The sequence below is a fragment of the Streptomyces sp. ISL-87 genome (genome assembly GCF_018614095.1).
GTDB lineage: Bacteria > Actinomycetota > Actinomycetes > Streptomycetales > Streptomycetaceae > Streptomyces.
The window spans coordinates 1-7,419 of the sequence record NZ_JAGGOY010000149.1; the positions used below are offsets into that span (position 1 = coordinate 1).

General features: G+C 70.8%; 6 protein-coding genes and 1 pseudogene. 6 read left to right on the forward strand and 1 reads right to left on the reverse strand.

All coding sequences use genetic code 11. The features are described from left to right. Nucleotides 1-30 precede the first annotated feature (30 nt). The gene (locus J7I97_RS37505) at nucleotides 31-1,359 is read right to left on the reverse strand and encodes an ROK family transcriptional regulator (RefSeq protein ID WP_214944654.1); all 1,329 of its coding nucleotides are present in this window, start codon (nucleotides 1,357-1,359) and stop codon (nucleotides 31-33) included. A 192-nt stretch (nucleotides 1,360-1,551) separates the two neighbouring features. Between J7I97_RS37505 and J7I97_RS37510 the strand changes: the two genes are divergently transcribed. The 6 genes and pseudogenes from J7I97_RS37510 to J7I97_RS39385 form a co-directional block, all read left to right on the forward strand. Next, on the forward strand, nucleotides 1,552-2,871 hold the full coding sequence (locus J7I97_RS37510; RefSeq protein ID WP_214944656.1) for a sugar ABC transporter substrate-binding protein: 1,320 nt from the start codon (nucleotides 1,552-1,554) through the stop codon (nucleotides 2,869-2,871). 10 nt (nucleotides 2,872-2,881) lie between these two features. Next, complete coding sequence (locus J7I97_RS37515; RefSeq protein WP_214944658.1) at nucleotides 2,882-3,853, forward strand: carbohydrate ABC transporter permease; 972 nt, start codon at nucleotides 2,882-2,884, stop codon at nucleotides 3,851-3,853. After that, the gene (locus J7I97_RS37520; protein ID WP_214944660.1) at nucleotides 3,846-4,697 is read left to right on the forward strand and encodes a carbohydrate ABC transporter permease; all 852 of its coding nucleotides are present in this window, start codon (nucleotides 3,846-3,848) and stop codon (nucleotides 4,695-4,697) included. The genes J7I97_RS37515 and J7I97_RS37520 overlap by 8 nt, the downstream gene beginning before the upstream one ends. Before the next feature lie 50 nt (nucleotides 4,698-4,747). Continuing rightward, nucleotides 4,748-6,103, forward strand: a complete 1,356-nt coding sequence (locus J7I97_RS37525; protein ID WP_214944662.1) for a GH1 family beta-glucosidase — start codon at nucleotides 4,748-4,750, stop codon at nucleotides 6,101-6,103. Nucleotides 6,104-6,229: 126 nt separating this feature from the next. After that, nucleotides 6,230-7,147: an NADP-dependent oxidoreductase gene (locus J7I97_RS37530; protein WP_214944664.1), complete on the forward strand. Its 918-nt coding sequence runs from the start codon at nucleotides 6,230-6,232 to the stop codon at nucleotides 7,145-7,147. Between the two features lie 155 nt (nucleotides 7,148-7,302). Next, nucleotides 7,303-7,419 (forward strand): annotated as a pseudogene (locus tag J7I97_RS39385) (IS982 family transposase); the annotation flags it as partial.

The following is a 7,419-nucleotide window of genomic DNA, read 5'->3' on the forward strand; positions in this document are numbered from 1 at the left end:
CCCGGGGCCACCGCCCCGCCCCCCCGCGGGTCATCCCCGTCGTGAGCCCGCCCCGTCCCGGACCGCCAGGGCCGTCCGCCAGCCCGGCTGTTCCGTCGCGGGCTCCGGCGGTGTAGGGCGGCCGCCTGCGGCGAAGAAGGCCGACAGGGGGAGCGTGGCCGCGCCGACGGTGACCGCGTCCGGGCCGAGCGAGCCGAGGTCGATCGTGACCCGCGCGGACGGGTGGCGCAGGGCGTAGCGCGTCGCGTGTTCCCGTACGGCCGGCAGGATGTGCGGCCCGAGCATCAGGCCCGCCCAGCCGCCGATCAGGATCCGCTCCGGCTGGAACAGGTTGATCAGGTCGGACAGGCCAGCGCCCAGGTACTCCGCCGTCTCCTCCAGGACCTCCCGAGCCACCGGATCCGCCGCCCGTGCCGCGGCTAGCAGCGCGGCGATGGCTTCCTCCTCGTCCACGGAGTCCGGTGATCGCGCCGGATCGCCCGCGCCCCCGTCCCGTTCCGCCCAGCGTGCCAGCAGGGACTCCGCCCCCGTGTACGCCTCCAGGCAGCCCAGCGCCCCGCACCGGCAGCGCCGCCCCCGGACGGAGACCGTGAGGTGCCCCCATTCCAGCGGGGTGCCCTCGGTGTTGCCGCCGTCCGGTGAGCCGTCGGTGATCAGGCTGGCGCCGACCCCCGAGCCGAACAGCACCACGACCGCGTCCCGCGCCCCCCGCCCCGCCCCGAACCACATCTCGGCCTGGCCGAGCGTCCGTGCGCCGTTGTCGATGATGTACGGGACCTGCTCCGGCAGCGCCCCGGTCGCGCGCAGCAGCGCCTCCAGCGGCACCGCGTCCCAGCCGATCGTCTGCCCGTGCACCACCGCTCCGCCCGGCGCCGCGCGGTCCACGATCCCGGGAACGCCCACCCCCACGCCCAGCAGCCGGTCCGTTCCGACCCCGGCCTCGGCGAGCACTGTCGCGATACCGGTCCGGACGTGGTCCACGATCGGCCCGACGTCGTAGCAGCCACGCGGCTGCAACGGCGTTTCCGTACACGCCAGTTCGGTGAGCGCGAGGTCGAAAAGCTCGACCCGTACCCGGGTTTCCCCGACATCGACCCCGATCATGTGGGCACTGTCGGGGGCCACCCGCAGCAGGGTGCGCGGCCGCCCGCCGTCCGAGTCGACGATGCCGGCCTCCTCCAGCAGTCCGTCCGCGAGGAGTTCGCCGACCACGTTGCTGACAGATCCGGAGCTCAGTCCCGTCGCGGGTCCCAGTTCCTGACGGCTCATCGGCCCGCCGAAGTACAGCCGCTGAAGTACGGCGCTGCGGTTGCCGCGCCGCAGGTCCCGCACTGTCCGGCCGCTACGCCCTGTGGTCATCTGGCCCCTTCCGCCCTGCAGTTGGTCGCAACATACCCCTGCGCGACCTCTTGACGCGACCCTTTCACGAGGCTTAACTCACGTCCTAAATTAAGGCCTGGATGCGATGAGCGCCCTGGAGGCCGAGTCGACACCGATCGGCACACCTCGCCGGCCTTTCCCCCCGACCCTGCCGAAAGGGGCCGATCCGCCATGCGCAGAACCCGAGCCGCTGCCGCCACCGCGATCACCGTCTCCCTCCTCTCCGCCGCCACCGGTTGCGGCGGCGGCTCCACGGGGGCCGAGGGCGGTTCCAACACCGCCCCCAAGGAGCTCACGTACTGGGCCTCCAACCAGGGCCCCGACATGGCGGCGGACGAGGCGACCCTCGGCCCGGAGCTGAAGAAGTTCGAGCAGCGGACCGGCATCAAGGTCAAGCTCGAAGTCGTCCCCTGGCCGGACCTCCTCAACCGGATCCTCGCCGCCACCGCCTCGGGCCAGGGCCCGGACGTCCTGAACATCGGCAACACCTGGTCCGCCTCTCTCCAGGCCACCGGGGCCCTGCTCCCCTGGGACACCGAGCACTTCGACGCCATCGGCGGCAAGGACCGCTTCGTCGAGTCCGCCATCGGCTCGGCCGGCGCCCCCGGCCAGGACCCGGCCGCCGTCCCGCTCTACTCGATGTCGTACGCGCTCTACTACAACAAGAAGATGTTCCGGGAGGCGGGCATCGAGAAGCCCCCGGCGACCTGGGACGAGCTCGTCACCACCGGTCAGCGGCTGTCCAAGGACGGCAAGTGGGGGCTCGCCGCGGAGGGTTCCAACCCCTCCAACAACATCCACCAGGCCTTCGTCCTCGCCAGGCAGCGCGGCGCGGACTTCTTCGACGCCGCCGGCAAGCCCGCCTTCGACGGCCCCGCCACAGTCGACGCCGTCAAGCAGTACGTCGACCTGATGGCCAAGGACAAGATCATCGCGCCGGGTAACGCGGAGTACGCGCAGAACCAGTCCCTCCAGGACTTCGCCAACGGCAAGACCGCCATGGTCCTGTGGCAGAGCGCGGCCTCCTCCTTCAAGGCCCACGGCATGAAGGAGGGCGACTGGGGCGTGGCTCCCGTCCCGGTCCCCGCCGGCGGCGTCCCCGGCACCGGCAAGAACACCAACTCGATGGTCGCCGGCATCAACATGGCCGTCTTCAAGAACACCGACAACACCGACGGCGCCCTGAAGTTCGTGAAGTTCATGACCGGCGACGAGGAGCAGAAGATCCTCAACAAGGCCTACGGGTCCATCCCGCCGGTCAAGGCGGCCCAGACCGACACCGCGTTCGCCACCGAGGACCTCACCGTCCTGCGTACCACCCTGGCCACCAGCGCCGCCCCGCTCCCGCAGGTCCCCGAGGAGTCCCAGTTCGAGACCGCCGTCGGCACAGCCGTCAAGGAGCTCTTCGCCGACGCCGCGGCGGGCCGCCCGGTGACCACCGAGTCGGTCAAGTCGAAGCTCACCAAGGCCCAGCAGCAGATGGCGAAGTGAGCGCGCCCCCATGACCTCCGCCACGGCGGGCAGGGTTCGGCGGACCACCGCTCGCGTGCGCCGCACCGGACGGCTGCGCCGCGCCGCCCTGCCCTACCTCCTGCTGCTGCCCGCCCTGCTCCTCGAACTGCTCATCCACCTCGTCCCGATGGTGATGGGCATCCTGATGAGCTTCCGGCAGCTGACCCAGTTCTTCATCCGGGACTGGTCCCGCGCCCCCTGGACGGGCTTCGACAACTACGAACTGGCCGTCGACGTCAACCGGCCCGTCGGTGCGGCGCTGCTCGGCTCCTTCCTCACCACCTGCCTGTTCACCCTGCTCTCCGTAGGCCTGTGCTGGCTGCTCGGCACCGCGGCCGCCGTGTTCACGCAGGAGTCCTTCCGCGGCCGCGGCATCCTGCGCGCGCTGTTCCTGGTCCCCTACGCCCTGCCCGTCTACGCGGCCGTCATCACCTGGGCGTTCATGTTCCAGCGGGACAACGGCCTGGTGAACCACGTCGTCCACGACCAGCTCGGTCTCGGTGGCGGCGAGCACACCTTCTGGCTGCTGGGCGACAACAGTTTCTGGGCGCTGCTGACCGTATCCGTCTGGAAGGGCTGGCCGTTCGCCTTCCTCATAGTGACGGCCGCGCTCCAGAACATCCCCGGGGAGCTCTACGAGGCCGCCGCGCTGGACGGCGCCGGCATCTGGCAGCAGATCCGCCGGATCACCCTCCCGTCGGTCGGCGCGGTCAACCAGGTCCTGATCCTGGTGCTGTTCCTGTGGACGTTCAACGACTTCAACACGCCGTTCGTGCTGTTCGGCAAGGCGGCTCCCGAGGCAGCCGACCTGATCTCCATCCACATCTACCAGGCCAGCTTCGTCACATGGAACTTCGGCACCGGCTCGGCCATGTCCGTCCTCCTGCTGCTGTTCCTCCTGCTGGTCACCGCCGTGTACCTGTTCTTCACCACGCGCGGACGGAGGAACGCCGATGCCTGACCTCCGCCGGGCGCCCGCATCCTTCCGGGCGGTCCGGGCCGTCTTCCTCACCCTCCTCTCCGGTTTCGTACTGCTGCCCGTCTACGTGATGGTCACCAGTTCGCTCAAACCGCTGGGGGACGTCTCCGGGCGGTTCCGGTGGATCCCCAGCGGGCTCACCATCCGCCCGTACATCGACATCTGGCACACCGTCCCGCTCGCGAAATACTTCGTGAACTCCCTGATCGTGGCCGGCGCCGCCACCGTCTGCTCGGTGGTCATAGCCGTCTTCGCGGCCTACGCGGTCAGCCGCTACCGCTTCCGCGGCAAACGCCTGTTCACCGTCACCGTGCTGTCCACCCAGATGTTCCCCGGGATCCTCTTCCTGCTCCCGCTGTTCCTGATCTTCGTGAACATCGGCAACACCACCGGGGTCGCGCTGTACGGCTCCCGCGGCGGGCTGATCCTCACCTACCTGACCTTCTCCCTCCCCTTCTCCATCTGGATGCTCATCGGGTACTTCGACTCGGTCCCCCGCGACCTCGACGAGGCCGCCACCGTCGACGGCTGCGGTCCGCTCGGCGCGCTGGTGCGGGTGGTGGTCCCGGCCGCCGTGCCCGGCATCGTCGCCGTCGCCGTCTACGCCTTCATGACCGCCTGGGGCGAGGTGCTCTTCGCCTCCGTCATGACCAACGACACCACCCGCACGCTCGCCGTCGGCCTCCAGGGCTACTCCACGCAGAACGACGTCTACTGGAACCAGATCATGGCCGCCTCGCTCGTCGTCAGCATCCCCGTAGTCGCCGGATTCCTGCTGCTCCAGCGGTACTTGGTGGCCGGACTCACGGCAGGAGCCGTCAAGTGACCAACTCCGAAAGCCTCATCGTGACCGATCCCCACACGCCCGTTCCCGGCGTGCCCGGCGCCCACACCATCGACCTCGCCGCACTGCCCCGCGACTTCGCCTGGGGCACCGCGACCTCCGCCTACCAGATCGAGGGCGCCGTCGCCGAGGACGGCCGCGCCCCCTCGATCTGGGACACCTTCTCCCACACCCCCGGCACCATCGACGGCGGCCACAACGGCGACACGGCCTGCGACCACTACCACCGCTGGCGCGAGGACATCGAGCTGATGCGGCAGCTCGGCACCAACGCCTACCGCCTGTCCGTGGCCTGGCCGCGCGTCCTCCCCGGCGGCGACGGACCGCCCAACCCCAAGGGCCTGGACTTCTACGACCGGCTCGTCGACGGACTGCTCGCCGCCGGGATCGAGCCCTCCGTCACCCTGTATCACTGGGACCTGCCCCAGGCCCTCCAGGACCGCGGCGGCTGGCCCGAACGGGCGACCGCCGAGCACCTCTCCTCGTACGCTGCACTCGTCGCCGCACGCCTCGGTGACCGGGTCACCCAATGGGCCACGCTCAACGAACCGCTGTGTTCGGCCTGGATCGGACACCTCGAGGGCCGGATGGCGCCCGGCTGGACCGACCTGACCGCCGCCGTCCGCGCCTCCTACCACCTGCTGCTCGGCCACGGCCTCGCCACCCAGGCCATCCGCGCCGCCGCACCCCGCGCGCGGATCGGCATCGTCAACAACCTCTCCACCGTCGCGCCCGCCACCGACGGCGAGGCCGACCGGGCGGCGGCCGTGCGGATGGACGGCCACGTCAACCGCTGGTGGCTCGACCCAGTCCACGGCCGCGGCTTCCCCGCCGACATGCGCGAGGTCTACGGCGTGGAACTCCCCGAACACCCCGGAGACCTCGACACCATCGCGGCCCCGCTCGACTGGATCGGCCTGAACTACTACTTCCCGCAGATCGTCACCGCCGACCCGGCCGGCCCCGCACCCTTCGCCCGCCAGATCGACCGGCCCGGCGTCCCGCGCACCGCGATGGACTGGGAGGTCGACGCGAACGGCATGGAGACCCTGCTGATGCGGCTGGCCGAGGAGTACGGAGCCCAGCGCATCCACGTCACCGAAAACGGCTCCTCGTACCCCGACACCGTCGGCCCCGACGGCGGCGTCCACGACCCGGAGCGGACCCGGTACCTGACGGGCCACCTGGCCGCCTGCGCCCGTGCGGCCCGCCGGGGCGCGCCCGTGGCCGGCTACTACGCCTGGTCCCTGCTGGACAACTTCGAGTGGGCCTACGGCTACGACAAGCGCTTCGGCCTCGTACACGTCGACTACGCCACCCAGCGCCGCACCGTCAAATCCAGCGGCCGCCACTACGCGGAGGTGATCGCCGCCCATCGGGCCCTCTGAGCCCGCGGGAGTTCCCGTGCCGTGCCCGCCCCGGCTTTCGGGGCGGGCACGGCCTTTCGTGGTGGGATGGGGAGGGAGATCGTTCCACCAGCTCACCGAAAGGTCGGGTCCATGTCCCAGGACACCATGCGGGCGATGGCATACGAGACATACGGCGGGACGGAGGTGCTCGCCGAGACCCGGCTGCCGATGCCCAAGGTCGCCCCCGGCGAGGTCCTCGTCCGGGTCAAGTGCGCAGCGGTCAACCCCGTCGACTGGAAGATCATGGCCGGCGGGCTCGACGGCCTGATGGACGCCATGTATCCCGTGGTCCCCGGCTGGGACGTGGCCGGTACCGTCGAGCGGGTCGGAATCGACGCGCCCGAGTTCAAGGCCGGCGACGAGGTCATCGCCTACGCCCGCAAGGACTACGTGCACGGCGGCACCTTCGCCGAATTCGTCAGCGTCCCGGTCCGGACCCTCGCCGCCAAGCCCGCCTCACTCAGCTGGCAGGAGGCGGCGGGCCTGCCGCTGGCCGGGCTCACCGCGTACCAGCTGCTCACCCGGCTGGGCACCGGCAAGGACGACACCGTCCTCGTACACGCCGCGGCGGGCGGCGTCGGCTCCTTTGCCGTGCAGATCGCCCGCGCCCTCGGTGCCCGCGTCATCGGCACCGCCTCCCCGCGCAACCACGACCGGCTGCGCGAGCTGGGCTGCGAGCCCGTCGAGTACGGTGACGGCCTCACCGAACGGGTCCGCGCGCTGGCCCCGGACGGGGTGAGCGTCGTCGCGGACTTCGTCGGCGGCGTCCTCGACGTCACCACGGCGGTCCTCGCGGCCGGCGGCCGGCACGCCTCCATCACCGACCACACCGTCATGGGAGCCGGCGGCCAGTGGATGTGGGTCCGGCCCGTGGGCAGCGACCTCGCCGAACTGGGGCGGCTCGCCGACAGCGGCCGGCTCACCGTCCCGGTCGCCAAGACCTTCCCCCTCTCCGAGCTGGCCGCCGCCTTCGAGCTCAGCCAGGCCGGACACACCGCAGGGAAGATCATCGTGGAGGTCTGACACGATCCACGATCCACGATCCACGATCCGTGCTGCGCGACCTGCACAGATGACCGCGCGCCGCCCGGCGGGAATCCGGGCGGCGCGCGCCGCCTAGATGATCAATTCCAAGGGGTGCCTGCGGTGACGAGAGCGAGGGTGTTCAAGATCGTTGTGTGACGAACAACCTGAACACCCTCGCGACCGCACTCTACGTGACAACGGATGACCTGCTGAAGGAGCGGCCTGACCTGGCGCCCTGGCGGCCGGCGGTTGGTATCGCACCACGTCTG

Excerpts from the sequence above, each read along its gene's own strand:
- J7I97_RS37505 (WP_214944654.1), bottom strand. The coding sequence starts at position 1,359 with ATGACCACAGGGCGTAGCGGCCGGACAGTGCGGGACCTGCGGCGCGGC.
- J7I97_RS37510 (WP_214944656.1), top strand. The coding sequence starts at position 1,552 with ATGCGCAGAACCCGAGCCGCTGCCGCCACCGCGATCACCGTCTCCCTC.
- J7I97_RS37515 (WP_214944658.1), top strand. The coding sequence starts at position 2,882 with ATGACCTCCGCCACGGCGGGCAGGGTTCGGCGGACCACCGCTCGCGTG.
- J7I97_RS37520 (WP_214944660.1), top strand. The coding sequence starts at position 3,846 with ATGCCTGACCTCCGCCGGGCGCCCGCATCCTTCCGGGCGGTCCGGGCC.
- J7I97_RS37530 (WP_214944664.1), top strand. The coding sequence starts at position 6,230 with ATGCGGGCGATGGCATACGAGACATACGGCGGGACGGAGGTGCTCGCC.